This is a genomic window from Erysipelatoclostridium sp. MSK.7.34, from assembly GCF_019041935.1.
Taxonomy (GTDB): Bacteria; Bacillota_I; Bacilli_A; order Erysipelotrichales; family Coprobacillaceae; genus Thomasclavelia; species Thomasclavelia ramosa.
Genome location: NZ_JAHPYJ010000012.1, coordinates 60871 through 87009, shown reverse-complemented (window position 1 = coordinate 87009; position 26139 = coordinate 60871). Strand labels below are relative to the sequence as shown.

General features: G+C 30.9%; 25 protein-coding genes. 20 read left to right on the top strand and 5 right to left on the bottom strand.

The window, feature by feature from the left end; genetic code table 11:
* The first annotated feature begins 69 nt into the window (after nt 1-69).
* Nucleotides 70-2244, top strand: a complete 2175-nt coding sequence (locus KTF99_RS09790; RefSeq protein ID WP_182481634.1) for a bifunctional diguanylate cyclase/phosphodiesterase — start codon at nt 70-72, stop codon at nt 2242-2244.
* 109 nt (nt 2245-2353) lie between these two features.
* Here KTF99_RS09790 and KTF99_RS09785 read toward each other — a convergent pair whose 3' ends face one another.
* The 3 genes from KTF99_RS09785 to KTF99_RS09775 are packed head-to-tail and all read right to left on the bottom strand — an operon-like array spanning nt 2354 to nt 5789.
* A complete protein-coding gene (locus KTF99_RS09785) occupies nt 2354-3388 on the bottom strand; it encodes an aspartate-semialdehyde dehydrogenase (protein WP_029481153.1) in 1035 nt (344 codons plus the stop codon).
* Between the two features lie 3 nt (nt 3389-3391).
* A complete protein-coding gene (locus KTF99_RS09780) occupies nt 3392-4633 on the bottom strand; it encodes an aspartate kinase (protein WP_003537136.1) in 1242 nt (413 codons plus the stop codon).
* Between the two features lies 1 nt (nt 4634).
* Entirely contained in the window at nt 4635-5789 is a 1155-nt protein-coding gene (locus KTF99_RS09775) for a homoserine dehydrogenase (protein ID WP_029481146.1), read from the bottom strand.
* A gap of 329 nt (nt 5790-6118) precedes the next feature.
* On the opposite strand from KTF99_RS09775, the gene thrC reads away from it, so the two are divergent.
* A complete protein-coding gene (gene thrC, locus KTF99_RS09770; protein WP_003537139.1) occupies nt 6119-7603 on the top strand; it encodes a threonine synthase in 1485 nt (494 codons plus the stop codon).
* Between the two features lie 9 nt (nt 7604-7612).
* A complete protein-coding gene (gene thrB, locus KTF99_RS09765) occupies nt 7613-8506 on the top strand; it encodes a homoserine kinase (RefSeq protein ID WP_003537141.1) in 894 nt (297 codons plus the stop codon).
* Nucleotides 8507-8535: 29 nt separating this feature from the next.
* On the opposite strand, the gene KTF99_RS09760 is transcribed toward thrB, so the two are convergent.
* Both KTF99_RS09760 and KTF99_RS09755 read right to left on the bottom strand, forming a co-directional pair.
* Nucleotides 8536-8754, bottom strand: coding sequence for a helix-turn-helix domain-containing protein (locus KTF99_RS09760; protein ID WP_008790949.1), 219 nt, complete (start codon nt 8752-8754; stop codon nt 8536-8538).
* A 91-nt stretch (nt 8755-8845) separates the two neighbouring features.
* On the bottom strand, nt 8846-9076 hold the full coding sequence (locus KTF99_RS09755; RefSeq protein WP_003537145.1) for a helix-turn-helix domain-containing protein: 231 nt from the start codon (nt 9074-9076) through the stop codon (nt 8846-8848).
* A gap of 137 nt (nt 9077-9213) precedes the next feature.
* Between KTF99_RS09755 and KTF99_RS09750 the strand changes: the two genes are divergently transcribed.
* From KTF99_RS09750 to KTF99_RS09670, 17 genes are all read left to right on the top strand, one after another.
* Nucleotides 9214-9900 carry a tRNA threonylcarbamoyladenosine dehydratase gene (locus KTF99_RS09750; protein WP_003537148.1) on the top strand — a complete coding sequence of 229 codons (687 nt, stop codon included), beginning with the start codon at nt 9214-9216 and terminating at the stop codon, nt 9898-9900.
* Nucleotides 9900-10142 (top strand): hypothetical protein, encoded by a 243-nt coding sequence (locus tag KTF99_RS09745; RefSeq protein ID WP_003537149.1) that lies wholly within the window; start codon nt 9900-9902, stop codon nt 10140-10142. Before KTF99_RS09750 ends, KTF99_RS09745 begins: the two co-directional genes overlap by 1 nt.
* Nucleotides 10142-10882, top strand: a complete 741-nt coding sequence (locus KTF99_RS09740; protein ID WP_003537150.1) for an alpha/beta hydrolase — start codon at nt 10142-10144, stop codon at nt 10880-10882. Before KTF99_RS09745 ends, KTF99_RS09740 begins: the two co-directional genes overlap by 1 nt.
* 310 nt (nt 10883-11192) lie before the next feature.
* On the top strand, nt 11193-13736 hold the full coding sequence (locus tag KTF99_RS09735; protein ID WP_029481142.1) for a family 16 glycosylhydrolase: 2544 nt from the start codon (nt 11193-11195) through the stop codon (nt 13734-13736).
* A 266-nt stretch (nt 13737-14002) separates the two neighbouring features.
* Nucleotides 14003-14440, top strand: a complete 438-nt coding sequence (rplM, locus tag KTF99_RS09730) for a 50S ribosomal protein L13 (protein ID WP_003537152.1) — start codon at nt 14003-14005, stop codon at nt 14438-14440.
* A gap of 17 nt (nt 14441-14457) precedes the next feature.
* A complete protein-coding gene (gene rpsI / locus KTF99_RS09725; protein ID WP_003537153.1) occupies nt 14458-14850 on the top strand; it encodes a 30S ribosomal protein S9 in 393 nt (130 codons plus the stop codon).
* 164 nt (nt 14851-15014) lie between these two features.
* Entirely contained in the window at nt 15015-15542 is a 528-nt protein-coding gene (locus KTF99_RS09720) for a putative immunity protein (protein WP_003537179.1), read from the top strand.
* A gap of 221 nt (nt 15543-15763) precedes the next feature.
* On the top strand, nt 15764-16192 hold the full coding sequence (locus KTF99_RS09715) for a hypothetical protein (RefSeq protein ID WP_003537180.1): 429 nt from the start codon (nt 15764-15766) through the stop codon (nt 16190-16192).
* Between the two features lie 74 nt (nt 16193-16266).
* Nucleotides 16267-16998, top strand: coding sequence for a hypothetical protein (locus tag KTF99_RS09710; RefSeq protein ID WP_034559209.1), 732 nt, complete (start codon nt 16267-16269; stop codon nt 16996-16998).
* 837 nt (nt 16999-17835) lie between these two features.
* The gene (locus KTF99_RS09705; RefSeq protein WP_003537186.1) at nt 17836-18132 is read left to right on the top strand and encodes a transcriptional regulator; all 297 of its coding nucleotides are present in this window, start codon (nt 17836-17838) and stop codon (nt 18130-18132) included.
* A 40-nt stretch (nt 18133-18172) separates the two neighbouring features.
* Nucleotides 18173-18730 carry a hypothetical protein gene (locus KTF99_RS09700; RefSeq protein ID WP_254210128.1) on the top strand — a complete coding sequence of 186 codons (558 nt, stop codon included), beginning with the start codon at nt 18173-18175 and terminating at the stop codon, nt 18728-18730.
* A 752-nt stretch (nt 18731-19482) separates the two neighbouring features.
* Nucleotides 19483-20796: a PTS sugar transporter subunit IIC gene (locus KTF99_RS09695; protein WP_008790964.1), complete on the top strand. Its 1314-nt coding sequence runs from the start codon at nt 19483-19485 to the stop codon at nt 20794-20796.
* Nucleotides 20797-20814: 18 nt separating this feature from the next.
* A complete protein-coding gene (locus KTF99_RS09690) occupies nt 20815-21237 on the top strand; it encodes a zinc ribbon domain-containing protein (protein WP_003537189.1) in 423 nt (140 codons plus the stop codon).
* 11 nt (nt 21238-21248) lie between these two features.
* Nucleotides 21249-21713, top strand: a complete 465-nt coding sequence (locus tag KTF99_RS09685) for a zinc ribbon domain-containing protein (protein ID WP_009009621.1) — start codon at nt 21249-21251, stop codon at nt 21711-21713.
* A 39-nt stretch (nt 21714-21752) separates the two neighbouring features.
* Nucleotides 21753-22679: a class I mannose-6-phosphate isomerase gene (locus KTF99_RS09680; RefSeq protein ID WP_029481102.1), complete on the top strand. Its 927-nt coding sequence runs from the start codon at nt 21753-21755 to the stop codon at nt 22677-22679.
* An 11-nt stretch (nt 22680-22690) separates the two neighbouring features.
* The gene (locus KTF99_RS09675) at nt 22691-24127 is read left to right on the top strand and encodes a glycoside hydrolase family 1 protein (RefSeq protein WP_029481100.1); all 1437 of its coding nucleotides are present in this window, start codon (nt 22691-22693) and stop codon (nt 24125-24127) included.
* A 14-nt stretch (nt 24128-24141) separates the two neighbouring features.
* On the top strand, nt 24142-26088 hold the full coding sequence (locus tag KTF99_RS09670) for a BglG family transcription antiterminator (RefSeq protein WP_003537195.1): 1947 nt from the start codon (nt 24142-24144) through the stop codon (nt 26086-26088).
* Nucleotides 26089-26139 lie beyond the last annotated feature (51 nt).

Sequence of the window (26139 nt, the reverse complement as noted above, 5' to 3'; positions counted from 1 at the left end):
TTAATGCTTTTCTTTATAGAATTAGCTATAATAGAAGAAAGAGTGGTGAAGATAATGAGAAGTTCAATAATGAAGAAATCAATTATTGTTGCAATAATACTATTAATTCTCTTTGGAACTTTAGCAACTTTGTATATTAATAACTTGTCAGATAATCTGTATAGTGAAACTGACGAGTATTTGAATGATTTAACCAATCAGACAGCTAAAGCAATAAAAAACCGGATCAATGAAAATTTGACCCAATTAACGACGATAAGTTTAATTATTCAACAAGATGGAATTCTTCAAGAGCCATTACTTGATTATCTAAACCAGTTGGCACAAAGGGATGGGGTAAAGCGTTTTGGTATAGCAGATTTACAAGGAAATGTAGTAACCTCTGATCATCAGACTTTTAATATTTCTGATCGAGATTATTTTAAAGATTCATTAAATGGTAAAACTGTAACCTCGAAAAGTATTACTGATTATACGGATGGTGAGGCAATCAATGTTTATTCTGTACCAATATATAAACATAATGAAGTTAGTGGGGTTTTGTTTGCTACTTTTTATACAGATAAGTTATCAAGTATTTTGTCGTCTGCAACTTATAATAATGTTGGTTATGCATTTATTTTTAATGAAAATGGTGATGTTGTTTTAAGTAATAAGAAGACAGATGATTTTAATAATATTGAATCGTTGAATGGCATTGATCTTAATGATATCGATATAAATGGGAAGGGCATAATAAACTTTCGTGATGAAAATAATACTCTTAATTATTTGATTTATGCTAATATTGAAGGTAATGATTGGCTAGTTGCTTCTGTTTTTCCCAAAGAAGCTGTAACTGGGAAGTTTCAAAATTTTATTCAAACAGCTTATCTTACCTGGCTTATAATTGGGGTTGGCAGTGCAGTCGTAGTTGCTTATTTTTATTTTATTCAAGGGAAAAATAAGCTGCAAATTACTAAATTAGCTTATGAAGATGAGATTACTGGTCATTATAATTACTATCGGTTTATTGAATATTGTCAAAATATCAATCATTTATCTAAATATGTTTTAGTAAATTGTGATGTTAAAGGATTTAAATGGTTTAATGAAATATATGGAGAAGAGATTGCTAATAGATTATTAAAACAAATTATTATTTGCATAGATACTCAATGTCAAAATGAAGAATTTTGCTGTCGCCAATCTGCCGATCATTTTGTAATTTTATTGGATAGTGATGACTTTGAACAAATCAAGAATCGTTTATTTGTGTTAGCCAATTATATTAGAGGTGAATTTGCGAAAGAATATAATACCTCACCATATTATTTCCATTTTGGTGTTTATAAAATTCTTGAGGATGATGTTGACATTAATTTGGCTTTCAAGAAGACTCAATATACTAGTAATGATTTAAAACGTTTATCAAAAGATGATGTGAGCTTTTATCAAGAAGAAGTTTTTCAAAAAGAGCTTTATGCATTGCAAATTGAAAAAGAGTTTCAAGATTCGTTAAAAGCTAATCATTTTAAAGCTTACATTCAACCGAAAGTAAATCTTCAAACAGGGAAGGTTTGCTCAGGCGAAATTTTAACACGTTGGCATCATCCTGAGTACAATATTATTTCACCTGGTGATTTTATCCCGGTTTATGAAAAAAACGGAATGTTGGAAGCTCTTGATTTCCATATTTTTAAAAAAGCTTTGGAACAGATCGATTATTGGAACAAGTATTATGGTATTAAGATAAGTATCTCTGTCAATGTTTCAAGAACTTATATTTTTAATGAGGGATATGTGGATAAATTGATTCATCTGGTTAAAGCGTGTAATGTTAATCCCGAACAAGTAGAGATTGAAATCACAGAAACAACAGCACTTAATCATAAAGAAGAGTTAATTAAGATTTTAAATCAATTAAAAAGTTATCATTTTAAAGTAGCATTAGATGATTTTGGAAGCGGATATTCATCCTTGAATATCTTAAAAGATCTTCCTATTGATGTAGTGAAGATTGATCAGGAGTTTTTTAGAACAAATGACTATACACATACTCGCAGTCATATTATTATTGAAGAGATAATCCAATTATGTCATAAGTTAAACCTTGAAGTTGTAGCCGAGGGAGTGGAAACGATTGAACAAAAAGAGTTTCTTGAAGCTCATGATTGTGATTATATTCAAGGGTATTATTATTATCGGCCGATGCTGCTAAAAGAATTTGAAGCATTATTTGTATTGGAAAATATAAATAAATAAAAAGGAACTTTATTCAAGCTATGGTACGCTCCTCCTTAAGTAGATTTTGGTTATTTACCTTATCTACTTAACAAGGGGCATATCACCATCGAATAAAATTCCTTTTTTATTAAATTAAGCCCATTTCAATCATTTTAAGTCCAATATCAACAGAGTTGTAAGCAGCACCTTTCATTAATTGATCGGCAACTACCCATAAACTTAATCCGTTAGGGTTATCTAAATCTTTACGAACACGTCCAACGTGTACTAACTCATCTCCAACAAATAAATTAGCCATTGGATAGATTTGATTTTCAATATCATCATATAATTCAACCCCAGTAGAATTATTTAGTAGCTCGAATACTTTATCAATATCGATTGGTTTTTTAGTTTCAATATATACTGATTCAGAATGTCCCCGAAGTACAGGAACACGAACACAAGTAGCATTGACCTTGATATCTTTATTGAAGATTTTTTTAGTTTCATTAACCATTTTCATTTCTTCTTTAGAAAAATGATTGTCTAAATCAAATTTATCAACTTGTGGAATGCAATTGAAAGCAATTGGAAAATGTTTTTTATCCCCAGCGCAAGGTAATGTTTTGGCAACAGGTTCTTTACCATCTAAGATTTCTTGAGACTGGCGGTATAATTCTTCCATTCCTGCAACACCTGCTCCTGAAACCGCTTGATAAGTAGAAACGATGATTCTTTCGATATCAAAATATTCATTTAAACGATTTAAAGCACTAACCATTTGGATAGTAGTGCAGTTTGGATTAGCAATAATTCCTTTATGCTTTCTTAAAGCTTCTCCGTTTACTTCAGGTACTACTAATGGCACCTCAGGATCCATTCTGAAATGACTAGTATTATCAATATTGACACACCCAGCTTTAACAGCGAATGGCATATATTTTTCAGAAATACTTCCCCCGGCAGACCAAAACGCTACATCGATACCTTCAAAGCTATTTTCTGTTAATTCTTCAACAGTAAATTCATGACCTTCAAATTCAACAACTTTTCCTGCACTACGAGCTGATGCTAATAATTTAATACTTTCAAAAGGAAATTTAAATTGGAAGATACATCTTAACATTTCTCTTCCGACGGCTCCAGTAGCCCCCACGACTGCAACTTTATATTTTTTCATTTTTTATTTACCAACCTTTCCTAAAAACGCTTCATGTAATAAAATTTGTGCTTTTTTAACATCGTCACGATCGATGTAACAAGAAATATTTATTTCTGAGCAAGATGTCATTTCAACATTAATACCATTGCTGCTTAATGTATTATATGCTTTTTGGAACATTCCACGATTATTTTTAATTCCAACCCCAATAACCGATACTTTACCAATGTTACCACGGACAATGATACGATCAGCATTTAACTGTGGTTTTAAATCATTGATAATATCAACGACAGTAGGAACATCAACATCACTAATAACTAGTGAAATATCCATTCTTCCGCCTCCAACTAATGCTTGATTAAATACATTTACATTAACGCCAGCATCAGCAATTTTTTCAAATAAGCTTCCCGCACTATTGTTGGTGGCATCTACTTTAACTAAAGTGATCCGCGCTTCATTTTGTGAACCGGTGATTCCGGAAATAATTAATTGATTTAAATTTTCTTTCATAATGCGCTCATCTCCTATAACATATGTCCCTTTAGTGTCTTCAAATGAAGAACGGGCGTGAATTGCAATATTGTGACTAGCTGCTAATTGAACACAACGGTGATTTAAAACTTTAGCACCATTTTTAGCTAGTTCCAGCATTTCTGCATAACTGATACAATCCAATTTAAGAGCATCAGGAACTAATCTTGGATCAGCAGTGTAGATTCCATTTACATCACTGTATATCTCTACTTCACTAGCATCAATTGCTACCCCAATTGCAACTGCTGATAAATCGCTCCCCCCGCGACCTAAAGTGGTAATTTTACCATGGATAGAATGCCCTTGAAAACCAGGGCAAAATACGACATCAGCGTATTTTAATTTTTCAATAATATCTTTACCTTCAACCTTATTGATCGTTGCGTTATTAAAAGTTGAATCTGTAACAATTCCTAATTCTGAATTAGTGATTGTTGCCGCTCGATAACCGAGAGAAGCAACTTCTCCTTTACAAACTAAAGTTGAAATTGTTTCACCAATACTAGTTAGACGATCAATCTCCTCATCTGTTAACTGCTGGGTATTAACAATTGATAATAGTGTATCAGTAGCATATGGATCATCATAACGACCCATCGCCGAAACAACCGCAACAACTTTATTACCATTATTGATTTCTCTAATAATATTGTTGTACATGGTTGAACGTGATTCACGCGAACGAGTGGAAGTACCACCAAATTTTTGGACAATTATGTTCATTTTATCCCCTCACTTTGAAAATTGTGTATTTTGTATCACCAAGATCTGTAGTTAGATCTGCTAACTCAATTTCATGAGTAATGTAGATGTGATCGTGTTTTTCAGTGAAGTACATTTCATAATCAACATCTAATGGCTTATTTGCTCTAAGATAATACTTAGATTTAGTAATCGGGTAGATGTTTGAGCAGTCTTCATAATCATGATCCCATCTTTCTACTTGGGTAGTTTTAATTATATCACTTACAACTGCAGAAGCGGTAACATAACGACCTGCACCTTTACCGTAGTAAATAACATTTTCAACATAGTCATTATCGATCTCTACTACATTATATGCATCCATGACGTTTGCTACTAGTTCTTTTTTACTAACTAGAGTAGCTGCGACATCAATTCCAATTCCGTTATTAACTTCTTTTGCCTGAGCAATCATCTTAAAACGATATCCCAGTTTTTTAGCATAATCCATATCAACTTTAGTTACATTACGGATTCCACTAGCACTAATTTTATCAAAATCAATATATTTTTTAAATCCATTTTGAGCTAAAATACAAATTTTATGGGCAGCATCGATTCCATCTAAATCCAATGCTGGATTTGCTTCAACATAACCTAGGCCATCGGCAATGGTCAAAGCTTCATCAAAATCTAAATTTTCATTTTCCATTAAAGTTAAAATAAAGTTTGTTGTTCCATTTAATATACCAATGATTTCTTTTGTGTTGTTAGCGACTAAACTTTCTTTTTGGCTGACTAAAACAGGGATTCCGCCACCAACACTAGCTTCGTAGAAAATATGGACATTTTTTTCTTTTGCTGCCATAAAGATTTCTTTACCATCATGGGCTAATAATGCTTTATTGGCAGTAACAACATGTTTACCATTTCTTATAGCTTCTAAAATAATTGTTTTAGCGACAGTTACTCCACCAATCAATTCAACTACAACATCAATTTCATGATCATTTATAACATCATTAAAGTCTTTTGTGTAAATTACCCCCTCTGGTAGATCAACCTCTTCAAGACCACAACCATATTTAATCATTACTTCATCATTAATGACTTTTTCGAGACGTTTTCTTTCATTAGTTAGGATTTCGATAACTCCATAACCAACAGTACCTAGTCCGATAACACCGATTTTCATCTAATTCCCCCTTATATAATAAAAATAGACCTTTAAAATAAGGTCCCAATATAATTAAATAAATAGCAGAACCAATATATTATTGAGCATGCACAATAATGGAACTAATCGTTGCCATAATTATTGCAAACATGTTCATTGATAACATATCTCGGTCCTCCAATTTCCTAATTTATGACATATTACCACGATTGTATACAATAGTCAATGGTAATCAATAATAATTGAAATAATCAAAGTTATTTTACTTTGATATGTTATAATAAGTATGTATTGACTTATATAAATAAATTGTATACAATAGTTTAAATCACACAGGGGGATGAACAATGGAAAAGAAATATATAAGTACACGAAACCAACAAAAAGAGATTAATTTTTATCAGGCTATCGTCCAAGGAATTGGGGAAGACGGTGGGTTATTAGTGCCGGATTTTGATTTTACAAAGATGGATTTAGATGTTTTATCTAAATTGAATTATGTTGATTTAGCAACTGAAGTATTAAGTACATTTGTACCTGAAGAAGGAAAAGAATTGATTCATGATGCGTGTTTAAATGCGTATGGAAAAGGATTATTTCCAGAAATCGTTGTACCAGTAAAAAAGGCTGGTGATGTTTATGTTGCTGAACTATTCCATGGACAAACGGCAGCATTCAAGGATATGGCATTATCGTTACTACCTTATTTAATGACGTTATCTTTAAAACAATTAAAAGAGGAACGTGAAGTAATGATCTTAGCAGCTACTAGTGGCGATACTGGTAAAGCGGCATTAGAAGGTTTTAAAGATGTTGAGGGAACTTGTATCAAAGTATTCTATCCTTTGGATGGGGTATCTGCGATTCAACAACAACAGATGGTCAGTCAAACAGGAAAGAATGTTAAGGTAGTAGGAATTCACGGTAATTTTGATGATGCTCAAAGTGCGGTAAAAAAAGCTTTTGCATCTGAAGAATTGAAAGTTGCAAGTGATCAACATAATGTTTTCTTATCATCTGCAAATTCAATCAATGTCGGACGTTTGATTCCTCAAATCGTTTACTATTTCCATAGTTATTTTGAATTAGTAAGAAATAACGAAATCAAATTAGGAGATAAGATTAATTTCTGTGTTCCTAGTGGTAATTTTGGTAACTGTTTAGCAGGATATTTTGCTAAAAAAATGGGTTTACCAATTGATAAATTTGTTTGTGCTTCAAATAAAAATAATATTTTAACAGATTTCTTTACTACTGGTAAATATGATGCAAATCGTGAGTTTTATAAAACAAATGCTCCAGCTATGGATATTTTAGTATCTAGTAACTTAGAAAGATTGGTTTGGTTTATGTCTGATGGTGATGGAGAAAAAGTTCGTCAATATATGGATAAATTAAATAGCGAAGGTGTTTATGAAGTAGATGATGCAACTTTTGCTAAAATTAAAGATCAATTTAAAGCAGGATGTTTAAGTGAAGATGAAATCTTAACTACAATTAAAACATGTTTCAATGAAACTGGATATTTATTAGATACGCATACTGCCATTGGTTATGGTGTTCTAAAACAATATCAGCAGGAGACTGGAGACCATACTAAAACAGTATTATTATCAACTGCATCTCCTTATAAGTTCCCTGAATCAGTTTATCAAGCTATTTATGGGGAAGAACTTGATGTTTATACAGCAATTGATAAATTAAGTGAAAAGACTGGTGTTCCTGTGCCTCAAGCATTAGCAGGAATTAAAGAGCGTGAAGTGTTACATAAAGAAGCGATTGATAAAACTGAGATTATTAGTTTTATCAAATCAGAAATAGAAGCAATGTAGGAGGTTAGCATGAAAGTAAAAGTAAAAGTACCAGCGACAAGTGCTAACTTAGGACCCGGATTTGACGTTGCAGGGTTGGCACTGACTTTATATAATACCTTTACCTTTGAACTGGCTGATCAAGGTTTAAATATTACTGGTTGTCCAGAACAGTTTTGTAATGAAGAAAATATGACCTACCAGGCTTTTAAACAAGCTGCTGAAATTTGTGGCTTAGAATATCAAGGCGTAAATATTGAATGTAGTGGGGATGTTCCTTATACCCGTGGATTGGGTAGTAGTTCTACTTGTATTGTAGCAGGAATCGTTGGGGCTTTTGCTTTTAAAGATAAAGTTGAAGATCGACAAGAAATTCTAGAATTAGCAACTGCAATTGAAGGTCATCCTGATAATGTGGCACCGGCAATTTTTGGAGGCTTGACAGTATCAGTAATGGAAGAAGATAATGTATTAACATTAAATATCCCTGTTAAACATGACTATCGGTTTGTTACATTGATTCCGCCATTTACATTATCAACTGAACAATCAAGATCAGTTTTACCACAGGTTTTGCCAAGAGCTGACGCGATTAAAAACGTATCTCATTTAGCGTTGATGGTTGCTTCATTGATTAATGGATATGATGAGGGGCTAAAATTAGGCTTTAAAGACCGTTTGCATCAACCATATCGTGGTGATTTAATTAAAGGCTTTAATGAAATCATGGGAGTTTTAGAACAAGATGAAAAAGTACTTGGGGCTTATTTGTCGGGGGCTGGTCCAACAATAATGGCTGTTATTCGTGGTGAGGATAAGATGGGTGTAGTTCGGATTAAAGAAGAGCTAGGTGCATTAATTAAAGATTGGCAAGTTGTGAAATTGGAATTAGATAATCGTGGTTACACGGCTGATTATGAATAATAAAAAACGTTTGGAACATCAAACGTTTTTTATTTAGTAAAACTTTTTATATTATCAGTTCTTTCAATTAGATAATCAACGGAGGTATCATAGAGAGTTGCAAGTTTTCCAAGCGTATCAGGCGTCATTTCGTGTTGACCTAGTTCATAGCGGGAGTATGTTTTTTGATCGACATGTAAATATTTGGCTACTTTTTCTTGAGTGTAGCCATATTTAGTTCGAAGCTCTTTTAATCGTTTGTATTGCATCATATCACCGCCTTTTTCAATTATAGATTAGTCTAATTAGGACTAGAAGTTTTTAGACCAAAACGGTCTAAAATAATAAAACGCTAGTTAACTAGCGCCGTTTTTTCTTAGTGTAATCAGTTTTATCATCAGTACGTTCGATCAAGTAATCAACAGTGGTTTCATGAAATGTTGCGAGTTTGGATAAAATCTCAGGATCGATGGTTCTTTCTCCTCGTTCGTAACGAGAATAAGATTTTTGAGAGACATTTAAATATTCTGCTAATTGTTTTTGAGTAAGGTCTTTATCTTCTCTTAAATCGCGAATTCTTTTGTAATACATAAAACCACCACCTAAATTTATTATAGAGTGGACCTTATTGGTCTATGCATAAATGTCCTAAATTGGACTAAGAAAAAATTATTTGCTTATTCTTTATAAAAGAGATAGATTAGTTTATAATAAGCACGAGGTGGAATATGGAACAGTTTGCAAGAATTACAAGGATGGTAGGATCTTCATGGATCGAGTGTCTTCAAAATAAAAAAGTTGCAGTTTTTGGTTTAGGGGGAGTTGGGAGCTATGTAGTTGAGGCTCTTGTTAGAAACGGGATCGGCGAATTAGTTTTGGTTGATCATGATATTATTGATATAACTAATTTGAATCGTCAGTTATATGCGTTGCATTCAACGATTGGGATGAATAAAGTAGATGTTGCTAGAGCACGATGTTTAGATATTAATCCTAATCTAAAGATCACTACCTACCAACAGTTTTATTTACCAGATCAAGGAATGGAAACTATTTTTGAAGATTGTGATTTTGTGGTTGATGCAATTGATACTGTTAAGGCTAAATTGGCACTAATTGAAAATTGTCAGCACCTTGGAGTTAGAGTCATTTCATCAATGGGAACAGGTAATAAATTAGATCCAAGCCGTTTTGAAATCACAGATATTTATAAAACTAGTGTGTGTCCATTAGCACGAGTAATGCGTCGTGAACTAAAGAATCGGGGCATAAAAAAATGTCCTATTTTATATTCGACAGAATCTCCGCAAGAAGTTGACGGCAGTACACCAGGTAGTGTGAGTTTTGTTCCTAGTGTAGCTGGTCTGATGATTGCGGGGTATGTAATAAAAGAATTAGTGAAGGAGGAAGAATAATGGAAGGAATTACAGAAATTAATAAGGATGATTACATTGATAATTGTTTAAAAATTGTCAAAGAGATGATTACTGAAGAAGATTTTAGTGATGAAATCTGGCTTGCTTTAACTGGTGAAATTATGGATACATGTTTATTTATTGGTGGTGATTTTGAAGAAGCAAATATTCGTAATATTACAAACCAATACATTAATAATGGTGGAATTAAACGCTTTAAAAAAGCGCACGAGGTGTTGTAATGCAACATTATTGTGAAATTCCTACTCCAAAAGGAACGATGAGAGGATTTTTTCATAAGCCGGATTTAGATAGACATCCAGTATGTATAATTTTTCACGGCTTTACCGGTCAAAAGACGGGGACGAAGTTTTGTTATGTTCAATTAGCAAGGATGCTGGAAGCAAAAGGAATAGCTACATTTAGATTTGATTTTTTAGGTAGTGGGGAAAGTGATCTTAATTTTAAAGATATGACTTTTAAAGATGAGTTGGCTTGTGCACGTGTTATTCTAGAGGAAGCATTAAAAATGGAAAACTGTACTGAAATTTATGTTTTAGGACATTCTATGGGCGGTGCAGTTGCTAGTGAATTAGCGAAGTTATATCCACAAGTAATTAGCAAATTAGTATTATGGGCTCCTGCTTTTAATTTACCAGCAGCTTTAGATTATCTTACTGGTAAGGTTGAGCCAAGTTCTAATGGATTATATGATCATGGCGGTTATGAAATCTCTCAGACATTTGTAGATGATATTTTGGCTAGAGATTTTTATGCTGATCTAGATACATATAAAAATGAATTATTAGTAATTCATGGTACAAATGATACAACTGTACCATTTGATATTAGTAAAATATATGTTCCCAAGTTTAATCAACAATTAAAATTTGTACCAATTGAAGGGGCAAACCATAATTATGATACTGTTGAACATATTAAAGAAGTTTTAAAATTATCGTTGGATTTTTTAACAAAGTAAGTAGAGTTATGCTCTACTTTTTTTGTTAGTTAATTTACTAAAATGAAAGTAAATTAACTATGATTATTTACTAAAATAATATTGACTTTTAGTGATGAAAGAATATATAATGATATTGCGATAGGATTGTTACTATTAGATTAGGCAAGACCTGATTAAAAGAATACGATTAATACACTTTTAGTGTAAGGTATTTTATACCGTGTTTTCGTGTTGTTTTTAGTCAGATCTTTTGTATTGGATAAGTGGGACAATAAATACATTAAGTTATAATCTAAATCGCTATTCTATACGAGAAAAGGAGAACATTATGGAGAGAAGATGGAGTTTTAGAAAAGTTTTATCATCTGTAGCAGTTGCAGGAATGTTAACTAGTATGGCAGCAGTACCTACAATTTCACCAGTAAATGCGGCTGTAGATCATCAATATGATCTAGTAGAGATGAAAAAAGATTCAGTTTTGAAAAACGGTAATTTTGATAATGGGGCTACTAACTGGAATATTGCAGGGCAAAATTCTGGTGTTGTTGCTGAAGATGGTGTAACTATTGGTAAATCAGGGAAACTTGGGGCAACTACTGATTTGCATGCTAATGGACATATTTGGCAAGAAGTGACCTTGAAACCAAACACTAAATATACATTAAAAGCAAAAGTTAAGTTTTCAAGCGAAAATTCTGATGATACAATTACCTTGGATGTTAAGACGGGAGGATTAAACGCTCCGAAAACATTTAAGGATAAGCCAATTAGTCCTACCAACGGATGGGAAGAAGTAGAATTAGAATTTACAACATCATCAGAAACAGCATATGTTGTTGGTGTTGCACGTTGGGTAGATGGGAATGCAAGTGACTCACTGAAAAATTCTACTGTTTATTTTGATGATGTAGAACTTATCGGTGGAGACAGCGAAGAAGATTCAAATTATGATATTTTATGGGCTGATGATTTTAATGAATCGCAATTAGATACAAGTGACTGGGGATATGAATTAGGAAGTATTCGCGGTGTTGAACAGCAACACTATGTAAAAAGTGACGAAAATGTATTTATGCGTGATGGAAACTTAGTTTTAAAGGCTACTGATCGTGCAAAAGAAGATCAATATAAAAATCCTCGTGGTAATCGTCAAGTAATCTATAATTCTGGAAGTGTGAGAACTCATGGAAAACAAGAATTTTTATACGGAAGAATTGAAATGAGAGCAAAATTACCAAAAGGAAGAGGAGCATTCCCTGCGTTTTGGACATTAGGTGCTGATTTTACACTTGATGGAAAGATTAATGGTAAACAAGGATATGGATGGTCACGTTGCGGTGAAATCGATATCATGGAATTATTAGGTGGTTATGAAGGTGAAGCTCGAAATAAACAAGTATGGGGGACACCACATTTTTATGATAAAAATATCGGTGATCAATGGGATCAAGATACAACTGGTTCTGGGGGAAAAGCATATACAAACCCAAGCGGTGCTGATTTCAATGATGATTATCATGTATTTGGTATCAATTGGTCACCAGATAAAATTGAATGGTACGTCGATGGAGTGATTTATAATACCCTAGATTTAACTAATCCAACTTGGGGTGAATCTGCAAAAAAATGTTTTAATCGTCCACAATATATTCAATTAAACTTAGCTATGGGTGGAAACTGGCCTGGTGATGTAGAAACTAATTTAGCAGGAACTGAATTTGCAATTGATTATGTATATTATGCTCAAAATGAAGAACAAAAAGCTGCAGCAAAAGAATATTACGATGCTGCACCAGAAATTAGTGGGTTAAAAGATGTAACAATGCAAGAAGGAGCAACACCTGATCTATTAGCTGGTGTTACATCTAATCGTAATAGTTTTGTAGATTTTTCAATTGAAAATGAACATATGTTTAAAAATGAAGGTGGATTAACTAGTGTTGATTTACTTTGTACAGGCAAAGATGATCTAGCTAGTTTAGCAAAATTACCAGTTGGTAAATATAACATTCATTATACTGCTATTCCAAATGATATAGAATATGATGGAAATAGACCAGAACGTGAAAGTGATTATAAATTCACTCGTAAAACGATGACTTTAACAGTTGCTGAACGTACTTTCCCTAGTGATTTTAAATTAAATGGAATCGTTGGTGATAAATTAGCAAATGTAGCATTACCAGAAGGATGGTCTTGGGTTGATCCAGAAACAAAAATTACAGGTACAGCAGATGAATATGATGTAAAATATGTCAATGGTGAATATTCAAAAACAGTAAAAGTTGTAGTTAATGCAGTTGTCGTTGATAAAGAAGGTTTAAAAGCTAGGCTAGCAGAAGCAACAGCTGAAGCAGCTAAGATAGATGTATATAAAGCTGCAACTATTGAAAAATTAAATACAGTAATCGAAGAAGCGACTAAAGTATTAAATGATACAAGTGCTAATAAAGAGGCTGTAGAAGAAGCAGTTAGAGCTTTAAATACAGCTATAGCTAATCTTGAGAAATATGTAACAGAAGCAGAATTAGATCAAGTGATTGCTAAAGGTGAAGAATTTTTAGGGAAAACAGATATTTATACTAAAGAGTCACTAGATATATTAAGTACTGCTTTAGCAAAAGTAAGAAGTGCGATAACATCAGGTGACAAAGAAGCAATTGAATCAGCTTATGCTCAATTAACAGAAGCAATTGATAAATTAGTTAAAATTGATGCTCCTACACCTGAAGTGAAACCTGAGGTAAAACCAGAAAATAAACCTAATACAAGTGTTAAAACTGGTGATAATACATATTTAGGTGCAATTATGACATCATTGTTATTATCTGCGGGCGGTTTGGTATTGTTTAAAAAAAGAAAATATAATTAAAATAGAAAGATAGTGCTATTGATTATTTCTAGCACTGTCTTTTTAAATGAGTTAAATATTAAATAGTAACAGTAATTAATGAATAAAAATAATGATTAAAATGGTGTTTTTATTCTAGAGTTTTTTTAAAAGTCAAAAATAGAAAAATATATGATAATAAGGTAATTTATTTGTAGAAAAATCATTGACATTAAATATAGAAGTATTTATAATGAGAATGTTCTTATGAACTCTAAGTCCCCGGTAAGGATATAGGAGAAAGTAAAATGAGACAAACAACTATGGCTAATGCAGCCACAATCGAAAGAAAATGGTACGTAGTTGATGCAACTGACTTAACTTTAGGTCGTTTGGCATCAGAAGTAGCAACAGTGTTAAGAGGTAAAAATAAACCTACTTACACACCACATGTGGATACTGGTGATTATGTAATCATCGTAAACGCTGATAAAGTAGTAATGACTGGAAAGAAATTAGATACAGTAAATTACTATCGTCACTCTGGATGGTTAGGTGGTTTAAAAGTTAAAACTGCTCGCCAATTCAAAGAACAAAATCCAACTGGTTGGGTTGAAGCAGCGGTAAAAGGTATGTTACCACATAACACATTAGGTAGAAAACAAGGGATGAAATTATTTGTATATGCAGGTAGTGAACATCCACATGCAGCACAAAAACCAGAAGAATTGAAGATTAAAGGGTAAGGGGGAAATACAGAACAATGGCAAATGTACAATATAGAGGAACTGGACGTAGAAAATCTTCTGTAGCTCGTGTTATCCTAACACCAGGTACAGGAAATATCGTAATTAACGATAAACCAGCTAAAGAATACTTACCATCAGACGTTTTATTAATGATTGTTAATCAACCATTAGAATTGACTAACACAACTTCTCAATTTGATGTTAGTGTAAACGTATATGGTGGTGGATACTCTGGACAAGCTGGAGCTATCCGTCATGGTATCTCAAGAGCATTATTACAAGCTGGTACTGATTATAGACCAACTTTAAAAGCAGCTGGATTCCTTACTCGTGATGCACGCGTTAAAGAACGTAAAAAATATGGTCTTAAAAAAGCTCGTCGTGCTCCACAATTCTCAAAACGTTAATTTTATCAAATGTGTTGTTTATAAAATCCTTGATTATTCAAGGATTTTTTCTTTTTATAAGTAACTAAACAGAAGTAGGATTAATAACAATTTAATCGCTTGAAGAAGTTGATATGGGTATAATATTGTTATCGAAGCAATAGATTTAAGAAGGAGATAATTTTATGGTAAAATTAAAAAGAATGTTAGGCGATATAGATGATCCTACGGTGGTTGTATTAATGGCTTTAATTGAGAGTCAAAGTGCTGAAACATTAGCAAATTGGAGTTTGAATTACGTGGAACAAAATTTATTAAGTATTTATCAAGATAAATATCCTGATGATGCAAGGTTAAAACATATTATTTGTGAAACTAGAAAATATTTAGCTGGTACTAAAACAAAAAAAGAACAAAGAATGCTTTTAAAAGAAGCTAAGGAGCTTATCAAAGATGTTGAGGAGACAATTGTACCTTTGGCAATTGTGCGAGCAATTTTAATTGCATGTGCAACAAAAGATTCACCAACAAATGCTCTAGGTTATACTTTTTATGCTGTGGCGGCAATAGTGTATCATCAAGCTGGCTTATGTGAAAATAAAGAAATATATGATCAGCTTGCTAAAGAAGAGTTTAAAAAAGTATTAAAATCACTGCAACTGATAGCAATAGATAATGAAAATAATCCAGTTAAAGTTAAATGGTATTGTTAATTAAAAAAGAGGTATAAATGAGAAATTTTTATTTAATATATAGGTCTATTTTTTTTTGTGTTAAATTGTTTTCATCAATATTAATGTTAAATCGTCAATAAAAAATTTTTTATCATTACTTTTTCATAAAAATTATTTGCCTTTATAATTCTCAATATTACAAAGTACTTGTTAATAAAAAGTACTTTTGATATACTTAAATTAGAAAGGGGAGAGAAGAAATGAAAAAGGTTATCATATCTATATTTATTATTTTATTTCTATTTCTGGGAATCTCATATTTTTATTATGTCCATAATTCAAATGCGAGAAAATACATTAATAATTGGAACATTGAACTATCTTCTAACTTGAAATCACTATATGAGAAAAAAACAGAAATCGGATTTCAGGGAGACGGAACTATTTATGAAATTTTTGAGTTAGAAAAAACAAGTAAACTTCCAAACAATTTGTCTTCTAACAAAAATACTGATTTTGAAGCATTATTTAAGGAATACTTAGTTAACTTGAAAATTAATACAAATCAATATCCAGATTTCAAAAATGATTATTATTGGAAATACATTGAAAAAAATAATTCCGATAAATTGTTAGTAATTATTAACAAAAATAAGACAAGGCTATACATTATTCAATCTTTATCATAACCATTATAATTTATAAGAAAGAATATTCAAAATCTATATATTTTTAGGTAATATTTATAGAAAGAAGGAAGAATATGAAAAATAAAATTAAGCTCATCCGATGTATTAGTGTTGTTACTTGTATGTGCCTGCCGCAAACTAATGTTTATGCACAATCAATTAATCAAGAAGAAAAAACTTATGAATTATTAGAGCAACAAATAGAATCAGAACATATAGATATTATTGCAAAGTTAGACAAATTGACTAATGAGTATCAAGAAATACTTGTAATTGAGACACAAAATAAAAATCTGACCGAAATTAATAAGATTAAAGATTTAATAAGCGGTTTAGAGAAAATAAAAAAAGAGTACATGGCTTCTATTCAAAATACAACTAGAGCAAATCAGCCTAATACCGCTGTTGCTGCAGTAATTGGTTATTTTAGCAATAAAAATTATAAATTAGCCTCTGAATTACTAATACATGCTACTGTAAATACAAACAAAAACTCCACATATAGTCCAACTAACGGCAGTAGAGTTAAGTCTCACAGTGTATTTGTTAAAATAGCAAATGGTTCTAAGACAAATGGAAGTGACATTTTCACAAATACTGGAGGAACTGCATCAAAGGATTGCTATTATGCACTTCATAGTTTTAACTATAGCAAACCGACTTCTAGTAGTAAATTAGTTAATATCTCAGATTATTATGATTATGCAAGTGGTGATTATAATGGAATGGAAGGTATTGCAGTAAATGCGATGTATCTAGCACAACAGTCGGGAGCCATCGTTCCTTATAATGTATTAATTTCCTAAAGACTATAATTTTAAATCATCTACTATATAACTATCTAAATAGTAAATAGATATGATACAAAATAAAGAGCTAAACTGTTATATGGGGGCAGTTTAGCTTTAAATTGTAGATTTATATAAAATAAGTTATAATATCCTTATATATAATCGAGGTTATACTAATGAGCAAAAATAACGATATTAATAAATTAAAAATAATAAATCAGGCTATTAAAGATACAGAGTATATTACAACGGAGTATTCACCATATCGTGGAATAATTAGTGTGTTTTGTAAATGGCTTATATGTTATTCTTCAATGATGTTACTTATATATGTAATCGATATCTTAAACTTTAAATTTGGTTTTTATAACTACAAATATTTCTACAATTTGTATAATGGGGGAAAAGTATTATTTAATATATGCATAAATTTATATATTTGGAAAACAATATGTTTAAAAGAACTATCGGTAAAAGAGCGTAGGTTTTTGAAATTATGGATTATTTTCCCTATTTTGTTTTCCATAGAAATAATTATCCCGATATTAACAAACTATCTAAACACTGATGCAATGATATCTTTTTATCAAACTATTTCTTTGTCCTATATTATAGTTTTAATTGAATTATTTTATATTTATTCCTACTTTAGAAACAAGAGAACAATGATTATAACTTTATTGTTTATATGTTATATTGTTGTATCCTTTATTCTTAAGGCTTACATTTATAGTTCAAGAGCTATTTCTAATTCTTTTGGTGTTTTTATGAATATATTTTATGATTTTGATACATATGGACTTGTAGCCATTATTATGTTATTTACTATTATTTTTCTAAAGAGGGATACGGATGATAAAAGGAAGAGAAACCTTTAAAATTTTTGAATCAAATATTAGGCTAAAAATGGTTGCAGGATTATCAAAATCTAATTTGACTTATAATCAGCTACGAGAGCTTTGCAATTGTAGTGATGGTAATATAGCAACACATACTAAAAAACTAGTTTCTGCTGGTTTTATAGATGTAAAAAAAGAATTTGTCAACAATAAACCAAAAACAACTTACAATTTGACAGAATATGGGCAAAAGGAATTTAAGGAGTACATTAAATTTTTAAAAAAAATTATTGAAGAAACAGAGAAATAAAATGAGAAAAATAATGTTTACATTCCTTTTAACACTATCAATGATAATGTTAATTAATATAGTTCCGACAAAAGCTTTTGATAATGAAACTGAGTTAGACTTATTAATAAGACGGATTGACCATATTAATGAAATTTATAATTCCAATTATTACATTTTATCTGAGGAAGAGTTTATTAACTCAGAAATTACGGATACTTTCAAGTCTTATGATGATTATGTTAAACATTTATTAAATTATGACTTAAACGAACTAGAAAATGAATTAATAGTCAATATTACAGTTGATAGTGAAACTATTAATGTAAATATCGAAACATATTTTCGTTCAACTTCAGGAAGTAGAACTTTATCATTTTATAACGGAAATAATAAAATGATATTAAAATATAAATATAGTGGTAGTAAATTTGATACAAGCTATAAACCAGGGGTAACTGTTACTAAGGTAAATACTAAAAACTTCTTTGAAATGAGTAGTCATACTGGGTCATTTAAGAATTCTAATAAAACATATAGCATTATTGCAAAGGGAAGAGTCATAACTCCTTCAGGAGTTGTATCAAACAAATCTTTTACAGTAAACTTTAATTTATAAGAATAAAAACCTGTTAACTAAAGTGTTTTTTAGTTCACTTCAGTTAACAGGCTTTTTGTATATAAACTTCTCTGGTAAGATGAATAAAGAACATCGCGTATTTCTTTATTCATCTACATGTCCTTCTATACATGATTGAGAAATGAGAACTTTGGGACGGATACTTATTTTCCTAAATATTATAACAATTATTTTTTATACTGTTTATTTTAAGAATTCTAAATCAAAAAATCTTTTGTAGTCAATTACTACTTCATCTTTGTCCTCAAAAGATGCTAGTATATATTTTTTATTGATCTTTGCTTTTACTAATATACTGCATCTATCATCTACGTTTTTGTATCTTTCAGCAAACCATTTAGTCTGTTTTAAAGAAGTTGATCAAGAAATACCTTTGTGAGCATCTTCTATTTTTTCTCAGTACTTATTTCCCGGAGAAATTGCGATGTTATCAAAGGTAAGTGTCAAAGGGTTTGTTTTATAAACTAGTACGTTGTTTGGTAAAGAAAAAAGTTATAAAAAGATTATTACAAAATTAAAAAATATAAATGATTATAAAACTGTAATATTACCAATAAGATGAGCAATTGGTGTGTTACAGTTTTTTCATAAATAAGAGTGAATATAGACATGTAATAAAACGGCACATATAAGCTCGTTTAGAAAAATTGATAAAATAGACATTAAAATCTATAATGATTTTAGAAAAAAGAAAGCGCTTATTTTTTTCGATTGAAGAGGAGGAGAGTATCATGTCTAAAAAGGAAAAAAATTCTTTTGTAGATAAGATTATGGGACCTATGGATAAAATTTCCAGTCCGTTAATCAAATTTGGTCAAATTCCATTTATTCAAGGTTTACAAAGAGGAATGGTTTCGTCAATTGGTGTTACAATGGTTGGATCAATCTTTTTGGTTATTTGTTTATTTGGAGCTGATGGAAATATTACAGAAAAAGCATTATTACCGTTTTTAACACCATATATTGACCAATTGTCATTAATTAATAGTTTGTCAATGAATATCATGGCAATTTATATGTGTGTGGCAATGGGAGCTGAATATGCTGATATTAAGGGTATTAATAAAACTACTGGTGCTGTAGGAGCGTTATTTGCGTTCATTTTATTAAACTATAACGGTATCGCAGCAACTTCTGAAGGTGTAAATGCATTAGAAATTACATATTGGGGTAGTGCGGGGATTGTTACTGCTATTATTGCGATGGCGATATCTGTAAATGTTATTCATTTATGTTACAAATATAACATTAGGATCAAATTACCAAGTAGTGTACCACCGGCAATTTCAGATAGTTTTTCATCTATTGTGCCATATTTATTTGTTGCTTTAATTTGTTGGTCAATTCGTACTATTATGGGATTCGACATTCCTGCAGTAATCACAAATATTTTATTACCAGTTCTTTCCGGTGCGGATAACATCTTTGTTTTCTGTTTTGCATATTTCTTTGCCTCATTATGTTGGGTATGTGGTATTCATGGTGATAATATTGTGGGGACAGTTATCTCTCCAATGTTACAAACTTGGATGATTGAAAATACAGAAGCATATACAGCTGGTTTAGCAGCACCTCATATATGGATTGATCAATTAAATAGATTATTCCAATATGTATCTACTTGTTGGCCGATCTTAATCTACATGTATATGAGTTCTAAAAAGTTACCACAATTAAAACCGCTAGCTGTGTTATCAACACCATCAATGATTTTCTGTATTGTGGAACCTTTGATGTTTGGGTTACCTATTGTATTAAATCCTTTCTTAGCAATTCCATTTGTGTTAATTCATACTATTACTGCTGCAGTAAGTTATTTGTTAACCTCAATTGGTTTCGTAGGAAGATTTGTTATAAGCATTCCGTGGGCAACACCTTCGCCAATTTTAGCATATTTGGCAACTGCCGGATCAATTGGTGCAGTATTATTAGTATTTATTAACTTTGCAATCGGTATGGTTATCATGTATCCGTTCTGGAAAGCATATGAAAAGAACGAAATAAAAAAATTAGAAGAGCAGAAAGCTACTGAAGTAGCTGTTTAATGAAAAGGAGAAATTAAGATGAAGACTTGTCCATGTTGTCATAACGAAATACTCGATGATGCAATATATTGTGATTATTGTGGGAAGGAATTAACAAAAAAAGAAGAAGATGTTTCTAGAGTTGTTGAATTAAAAGAGAATCCCCAAAAAAACTATTTCTGCCAACTGGGTCTTATCTTATTTCTATTTTCAATGGTTATTTTAGATTTTTTTATGGCAACTGTAGTTCATAATACTGTCGGAAACTCTCGTATTGTTTTCTATATTAGCAGTGTTTTCTATATACTAGCTTTAGCAACTGAAGGGTTTGCGCTTTTTGTTGATTACAATGCTGTTAAACAAGGATATAGAAAGAATGGTAATTTAGGATTAGCGTTAGCTACTATGGCTTTAAGTTCGTATTTTTTACTCGTAAATATATTTGGTGTTATTTTAAAATAAAGGAGAATTCTATGTATTGTCGAAAATGTGGGAATCCGATAGATAACAAAACAGTTTTTTGTAAAATATGTGGCGAGAAGATTATCAAGTTGGAACAAAAAAGTTATGAAGAAAAGTATTTAGAAAAAAAGAAAAAAGAAAAAAATGCAAAAAGTGATTTGAAAAAGCAAGACAAATATTGTGATTTAAAGAATCCATATGTTATCCCAGCAATTACAGTTTCGTGTATTGGGTTTATACTAGGTGTTTTTCCTTATCCAGCAGCATGGAAAGTTGGTACAAGTCTATGGTTAAGTGTTGTTATTCTAGTCTTTGCATTATTGGGGGCTTATCATAGTGTAAAAGCAACCCAAGTTAATAGATTTTATGCACAAAAATACTGTTATACCATTAAAGAAAAAACAGTTAAGGTAGCGAGAATATTGTCAACAGTCACAATTTTAGCGGATCTTTTTGTATTCATGTCAAGAATTTAAAGACAATTTAAATTGTCTTTTTTTCAAAGGAGAATATAAATGAGTATATTATTTTTTAAGCCTATACCTCGTCCTGCAATATGGGGACATACACTTGTCAAAGATTATTTTGACTATTGCGATTTCCCGGATGGTATAGGGCAATCATGGTCTTTTAGCGCGCAAGAAAACGCTTCTACAGTTTGTATTACTGAACCATTTGTTGGTAAGACATTGCATGAATTATGGAACAGTCATCAAGAATTGTTTGGTCATCCAAACGAACCATTCCCAGTTATTATTTCATTGGTTGGTCCAGAAGATGATTTAAGTATTCAAGTACATCCCGATAATATTTATGCTTTAAAAGAAGGTTTTAATAGCGGGAAAAATGAGGCTTGGTACTTTATTGAAGCAATGCCAAATTACAATATTGTTTATGGTCATAATGCTTCAAGTCCAGAAGATTTAAAGGATTATATAAGAAACGAACACTGGGATGATCTAATAAGATATCTAGATGTGAAATCTGATGATTTTGTATATTTGCCGGCTGGATTGTTACACGCCTTGAGAAAAGGGAGTATAGTTTATGAAATACAACAAGCAACAGATATTACTTATCGTTTTTATGACTATCATCGAAAAGATTCTCAAGGTAATGAACGTGAATTACATTTAGATAAAGCTATTGAATGTCTAAATTATGATCAATCAAAAATGGAAAATAATGTTCAACCAATTGAAAAAAAATATGACAACATTAAGGAAACTGTCTATATATCCAATGACTCATTTACAGTTACAAAGTTAGAAGTAAGTGGATTGAGTAGCTATATTTATAATAACTATCAACTAGCAACGGTTGTTAAAGGTTGTGGAAAGGCTGATGGTGTTGAAATAAAAATGGGAGATAATTTTATCATTCCTATAAATAATAAAGTAGAATTTGATGGTCAGATGATAATTATGATGACCACAAAATAAGAGGAAAGACGATGAAAAAGAAAGAATTAAGAAAAGATTTTTTATGGGGAGCTGCGTTAAGCAATGTTCAAGCAGAAGGTGGCTACCTAGAAGATGGAAAGGGATTAAATGTATATGACACACTTGTTGTTACACCTGAACCTGGGATTGAATCTCAATATAGTGATACTAAGGTTGCAACAGATCATTATCATCATTTTAAAGAGGATATTGATTTAATGGCCGAAATGGGCATTAAAGCTTACCGTTTCTCAATTATTTGGTCACGGATACATCCTAATGGCGACGATGAAGCTAATGAAAAGGGATTAGACTTTTATGAAGAAATGATTGATTATATGTTATCGAAGGGAATTGAACCAGTTGTTTCCTTAGTTCATTTTGATATGCCTGATCATCTGATGAGGGCATATAATGGTTTTTTAAATAAAAAAGTTATAGACTTTTATGTTGAACATGTAAGGTGTATTGCTAAAAGAATGAATGATAAAGTTAAATACTGGATTACTTATAATGAAACAAATCTTGCTCCATATCAAAGTGATTTGGTTGCTGGAACTAATAGGCCTGATTATATGAGTAAAGAAGAATTTTATTCTCAACTATATATTAATATTCAAGTTGCTCATGCAAGGGCAGTTTTAGCAATAAAAAAAGAAATACCTGATGCTATGGTTGGTGGAATGGTTAATTATTGTTTGTTCCAACCTGCAACTACTACTTCAAGGGATATGATTTCTTGTGAATTCTCGCATAAATTCATGAATTATCTTTCCTTTGATATTATGACATCAGGATACTTACCGGAATATTTTGTTTCTTTCATGGAAAAAAGAGATATTGAATGTGAATTTAATAATGAAGAACAAGAGGATGTACTTAAGGCTTCTAAAGAATTAGGATATTTAGCTATATCTTATTATCGTTCAATGATGGTTACATCATATAGAACTATTAAAAATGAATCAATAATAGATTTTGAAAACAATCTTTTATGGGGGAAAGGATTTGTACAAAATCCATTATATAACGCAAGTGAATGGAATTGGACAATTGATCCTGATGCTCTTAGATTGTCATTAATTCAATTACACGAACGTTATCATCTACCTATTTTTATTGTTGAAAATGGAATAGGTATCAAAGAGGAAATGATTAATGGTAAAATTTATGATGATAATCGTATAGATTATTATCAAGGACATATTCAAGCTATGAAAACTGCGATTGAAAATGATGGTGTAGATGTTATTGGGTATCTAGCTTGGAGTAGTATTGATTTTCTAAGTGCCCACAAAGAAATGTTGAAGCGATATGGATTTATTTATATTAATAGGGATGTTGAAGATTTAAAGGACCTAAAGAGATATCCAAAGAAATCATTTTATTGGTATAAAAAATGTATTGCAAGCAATGGTAATGATTTGGAAAATAATGTAGAGTATTAGTGAGGTGATTAATTATGGTTAGAGCTCAAATTTTTAATCAAGAAAGTTACTGTATTCAAATTATAAGATATTTATCTTTCTTAGATGATTATGCAACCTCTTATGAAATCGCAAATCATATTGGAATAAGTAGGAGATTAGTTAGAGATGAAATTATTAATGTGCAAGAATTATTAAATGAATTTGGATATCGATTGATTTCACGTACCCCTAAAGGATATCGTATAGATTTTACAGATTATTTGGAGGCACTAGAGCTTATTAACAAGATTGAAAACCATGAGCGTAACCATAATTTTGATTACTATCTATATATAAATAGAACTTTTTATGTTGCAAAGCGACTCCTTGAATGCGACACAGGAATTAAGATAGATGATCTTGCAGAAGAAATTTTTGTATCAAGATCAACTTTATCTAAGGAACTGTCTAATCTTAGAGAATGGTTTGCGAAGCATGAACTGAAAATAAACTCTAAAGCAAATGTAGGGTTGATTTTAGAAGGACGTGAAGAAAACAAACGAATTATATTATCAGATATTATTTTCATTAATTACAAGCACTCATATATTATGTTTGATTTTTTAAAGAGCCTTTATAAAAATAAAGAGATGTTAGATTATAAGATTATATCATTGTTAAAAAAATATAATGTTTCTTTATCTGATACATCTTTAATTGATTTCCTCGTTTACATATTGGTTATGATTTCAAGAGCTAAATCTAAGCATTTATTAACTGAAATTGATATTCCGGAAGAGTTTAACTTATCTATTGAAATGCAAGTTGCAAAAGAGATTGCATTAAAAATTAAAGATACTATAAATTGCCAGATTACCTATGATGAGATTAAACAAATTGCTATTGAATTGTTTGCTAAAGAAGATAAAGGGTCATTTTATTATAATAAAGAAATGTCTTTAACGATTGTCAATGAATCATTAAAAGCAATTGAAAATGAGTTTTTTATTATATTTAAAGAACCGCTTTTGAAAGATTTAAAGGAAGAATTGTTTACTATGGTAGATAAGACATTGTTTCATTGTAGTTTTAATACAAAACAGCGTAATACATACTATAATAAAGTTGAGAAGAATTACTCCAATTCATTTCAACTTGCTTTATGTCTCAAGAATATAATAGAGCAAAAAACAATCCACCATGTTTCGATGAGCAGTATATCGTCTTTTACAATTTTGTTCGAAAAGTTCATTTGTTTAACAAAACTCCAAAAACAGAAAGTTTTATTTGTATGTACGCTAGATCATCAAAATAGAGATTTATTATATAGGCAGTTATTGTTTGATATAGGATCGTATGTTGATATTGAACTATTTGGTAATGTAGGTAATATTTTAGAGTGTGACATAAATCAATATGATTATATCATTTCAACAATTTCAATGGATATTGATATCAATATCCCAATTGTTTTAATATCTGAGTTTTTAGATAACAATACAATGAGATACTTTAAAAATCTTGTAATGGAGACAAGACAAATCGAAATGAGTGAATTTTTATTTAATAAGAAATATTATTTTAATTGTGTTGATATTGATAATATCAATGGAATTTACGATTATCTCTATAGTGTATTAAAAAAAGAAGTCGCTATTTCATTTGATATATTTAAGAAAAACTTACTAGACAAAGATCAAGTAGAGATTATTGATTCATGTAGCCATAGTCTTATTTTTTCGAGTCATATGAAATTAAATTTAAAAAATCTATTAATTGTATTTGTACTAAAAAACCCTATTATCTATAATAAGAAAAAAGTATCAATAATCATTTTTTCGACTTTACAAGATGATTTTGAAGGAAATGTTAGAACCCAAGGATTATTGAAATCACTAAGATATCTATGTGACAATGAGCAGGGGTTTGATCAATTTATTAATAATCCCACTTATGTTTGCTTTATCAAAGGCATCAAGGATATAAGTGTGAAAAAGTGACCCGCTCCTCATTCGTTGGACTTAATGAATGAGATCGGGTCATTATTATAG

What these genes read in the sequence shown, in the direction of transcription:
- KTF99_RS09790 (WP_182481634.1), top strand. Translation starts at nt 70, where the DNA reads ATGAAGAAATCAATTATTGTTGCAATAATACTATTAATTCTCTTTGGA.
- KTF99_RS09785 (WP_029481153.1), bottom strand. Translation starts at nt 3,388, where the DNA reads ATGAAAAAATATAAAGTTGCAGTCGTGGGGGCTACTGGAGCCGTCGGA.
- KTF99_RS09780 (WP_003537136.1), bottom strand. Translation starts at nt 4,633, where the DNA reads ATGAACATAATTGTCCAAAAATTTGGTGGTACTTCCACTCGTTCGCGT.
- KTF99_RS09775 (WP_029481146.1), bottom strand. Translation starts at nt 5,789, where the DNA reads ATGAAAATCGGTGTTATCGGACTAGGTACTGTTGGTTATGGAGTTATC.
- thrC (WP_003537139.1), top strand. Translation starts at nt 6,119, where the DNA reads ATGGAAAAGAAATATATAAGTACACGAAACCAACAAAAAGAGATTAAT.
- thrB (WP_003537141.1), top strand. Translation starts at nt 7,613, where the DNA reads ATGAAAGTAAAAGTAAAAGTACCAGCGACAAGTGCTAACTTAGGACCC.
- KTF99_RS09760 (WP_008790949.1), bottom strand. Translation starts at nt 8,754, where the DNA reads ATGCAATACAAACGATTAAAAGAGCTTCGAACTAAATATGGCTACACT.
- KTF99_RS09755 (WP_003537145.1), bottom strand. Translation starts at nt 9,076, where the DNA reads ATGTATTACAAAAGAATTCGCGATTTAAGAGAAGATAAAGACCTTACT.
- KTF99_RS09750 (WP_003537148.1), top strand. Translation starts at nt 9,214, where the DNA reads ATGGAACAGTTTGCAAGAATTACAAGGATGGTAGGATCTTCATGGATC.
- KTF99_RS09745 (WP_003537149.1), top strand. Translation starts at nt 9,900, where the DNA reads ATGGAAGGAATTACAGAAATTAATAAGGATGATTACATTGATAATTGT.
- KTF99_RS09740 (WP_003537150.1), top strand. Translation starts at nt 10,142, where the DNA reads ATGCAACATTATTGTGAAATTCCTACTCCAAAAGGAACGATGAGAGGA.
- KTF99_RS09735 (WP_029481142.1), top strand. Translation starts at nt 11,193, where the DNA reads ATGGAGAGAAGATGGAGTTTTAGAAAAGTTTTATCATCTGTAGCAGTT.
- rplM (WP_003537152.1), top strand. Translation starts at nt 14,003, where the DNA reads ATGAGACAAACAACTATGGCTAATGCAGCCACAATCGAAAGAAAATGG.
- rpsI (WP_003537153.1), top strand. Translation starts at nt 14,458, where the DNA reads ATGGCAAATGTACAATATAGAGGAACTGGACGTAGAAAATCTTCTGTA.
- KTF99_RS09720 (WP_003537179.1), top strand. Translation starts at nt 15,015, where the DNA reads ATGGTAAAATTAAAAAGAATGTTAGGCGATATAGATGATCCTACGGTG.
- KTF99_RS09715 (WP_003537180.1), top strand. Translation starts at nt 15,764, where the DNA reads ATGAAAAAGGTTATCATATCTATATTTATTATTTTATTTCTATTTCTG.
- KTF99_RS09710 (WP_034559209.1), top strand. Translation starts at nt 16,267, where the DNA reads ATGAAAAATAAAATTAAGCTCATCCGATGTATTAGTGTTGTTACTTGT.
- KTF99_RS09705 (WP_003537186.1), top strand. Translation starts at nt 17,836, where the DNA reads ATGATAAAAGGAAGAGAAACCTTTAAAATTTTTGAATCAAATATTAGG.
- KTF99_RS09700 (WP_254210128.1), top strand. Translation starts at nt 18,173, where the DNA reads ATGATAATGTTAATTAATATAGTTCCGACAAAAGCTTTTGATAATGAA.
- KTF99_RS09695 (WP_008790964.1), top strand. Translation starts at nt 19,483, where the DNA reads ATGTCTAAAAAGGAAAAAAATTCTTTTGTAGATAAGATTATGGGACCT.
- KTF99_RS09690 (WP_003537189.1), top strand. Translation starts at nt 20,815, where the DNA reads ATGAAGACTTGTCCATGTTGTCATAACGAAATACTCGATGATGCAATA.
- KTF99_RS09685 (WP_009009621.1), top strand. Translation starts at nt 21,249, where the DNA reads ATGTATTGTCGAAAATGTGGGAATCCGATAGATAACAAAACAGTTTTT.
- KTF99_RS09680 (WP_029481102.1), top strand. Translation starts at nt 21,753, where the DNA reads ATGAGTATATTATTTTTTAAGCCTATACCTCGTCCTGCAATATGGGGA.
- KTF99_RS09675 (WP_029481100.1), top strand. Translation starts at nt 22,691, where the DNA reads ATGAAAAAGAAAGAATTAAGAAAAGATTTTTTATGGGGAGCTGCGTTA.
- KTF99_RS09670 (WP_003537195.1), top strand. Translation starts at nt 24,142, where the DNA reads ATGGTTAGAGCTCAAATTTTTAATCAAGAAAGTTACTGTATTCAAATT.